The organism is Pseudomonas sp. RA_35y_Pfl2_P32 (assembly GCF_963970735.1).
Taxonomy (GTDB): Bacteria; Pseudomonadota; Gammaproteobacteria; order Pseudomonadales; family Pseudomonadaceae; genus Aquipseudomonas.
This window is the reverse complement of the sequence record NZ_CAXAQF010000059.1, coordinates 1-1,342: the sequence shown is the minus strand read 5'-3', so window position 1 is coordinate 1,342 and position 1,342 is coordinate 1. Positions and strand designations below refer to the sequence as shown.

Annotated in this window: 1 protein-coding gene and 1 pseudogene; both read right to left on the bottom strand. The window is 62.0% G+C overall.

Annotated features, from left to right (window positions below; all coding sequences use genetic code 11):
* Positions 1-237 precede the first annotated feature (237 nt).
* Positions 238-1,116, bottom strand: coding sequence for an S-formylglutathione hydrolase (gene fghA, locus AACY45_RS27025; RefSeq protein WP_339548483.1), 879 nt, complete (start codon positions 1,114-1,116; stop codon positions 238-240).
* 10 nt (positions 1,117-1,126) lie between these two features.
* A pseudogene (locus AACY45_RS27020) lies at positions 1,127-1,342 on the bottom strand (S-(hydroxymethyl)glutathione dehydrogenase); the annotation flags it as partial.

The window sequence follows — 1,342 nt, the reverse complement described above, 5'->3', positions numbered from 1 at the left end:
CGCCATTCCGCGTGACTGGGTTCGCCGTCGATCGGGTGGCTGATTCTAATTTTTAGTATCAAAACCGGTCGTGGCTGTTGAAAAAGGCCGAGTGCCCGTACACTCTGCCCGTGCTAAGTAGCTACCTTTCAGGAAAGATGGTCGCGAGCGCAGAAAGGCACATCGGCACGGCCGACTGAACCAAGGACACATATCGCAAAGCGCCGCCGGCTTGTGGCAGCCCGGCGAGATTGCTGACTAACTGCTGCGCGGCGATAGCTGCGCCGACTGAGCCAACCGTTCAGCATGCCAGTCGAGATGATCGGCCATGAAGCTGGAAATGAAATAATAGCTGTGATCATAACCCGGATGCAGCCGTAAGATCAGAGGTATTCCCGCGGCCGCGCATGCCTGGCGCAGCAGTTCGGGTTTGAGCTGGTCGGCTAGGAACGCATCCGCCCCGCCCTGATCAACGAGGAGACCGGGAACGCGGGCGCCGCCTTCGATGAGCTCGACTGCATCGTGCCGTGCCCATGCCGCTTGGTCCTCACCTAGATAGCCGCTGAACGCCTTCTGTCCCCACGGGACCTGCATCGGCGCGACGATCGGAGCGAAGGCAGAGACCGAGCGAAAGCGGTCGGGCAAATTGAGCGCAATCGTCAGCGCACCGTGCCCGCCCATCGAATGTCCCATGATTGCCTGCTGCGCCATGTCCGCCGGAAAATGTGCGGCAACGATCGTCGGCAATTCTTCGGTGACGTAGGACCAAATGCGGTAGTTCGCAGCGAACGGCGCCTCCGTCGCATCGACGTAGAAGGCAGCACCCAGCCCGAAGTCCCACGCACCGGCCGGATCGTCGGCCACCCCTTCGCCGCGCGGCGAGGTATCGGGCGCGACGAGGATCAGACCGTGCCGCGCGCAGGCGGCGCGATACTCGCCTTTCTCAGTCACGTTGGCATGCGTGCAGGTAAGCCCGGACAGATACCAGACGACCGGTAGCCGCGTGCCCTCGGTGTGCGGCGGAACGTAGACCGAGAAGCTCATCTCGGTGCCCGTCTCGGCCGACGCATGGCGGTAGACACCCTGCACGCCGCCATGCGCGCAGGCGGTGGAGACGGTTTCTAGCGTCGGCATCATCACATTGTCCTCAGTAGACCACGACCGAGCGGATGCTTTCGCCCGCGTGCATCAGGTCGAAGCCCTTGTTGATATCGTCCAGCGTCAGGACGTGAGTTATCATCGGATCGATTTCAATTCGGCCGTTCATGTACCAATCGACGATCTTCGGTACATCGGTGCGACCCTTGGCGCCACCGAAGGCGGTGCCGCGCCAGTTTCGCCCGGTAACGAGCTGGAAGGGACG

Excerpts from the sequence above, each read along its gene's own strand:
- fghA (WP_339548483.1), bottom strand. The coding sequence starts at position 1,116 with ATGATGCCGACGCTAGAAACCGTCTCCACCGCCTGCGCGCATGGCGGC.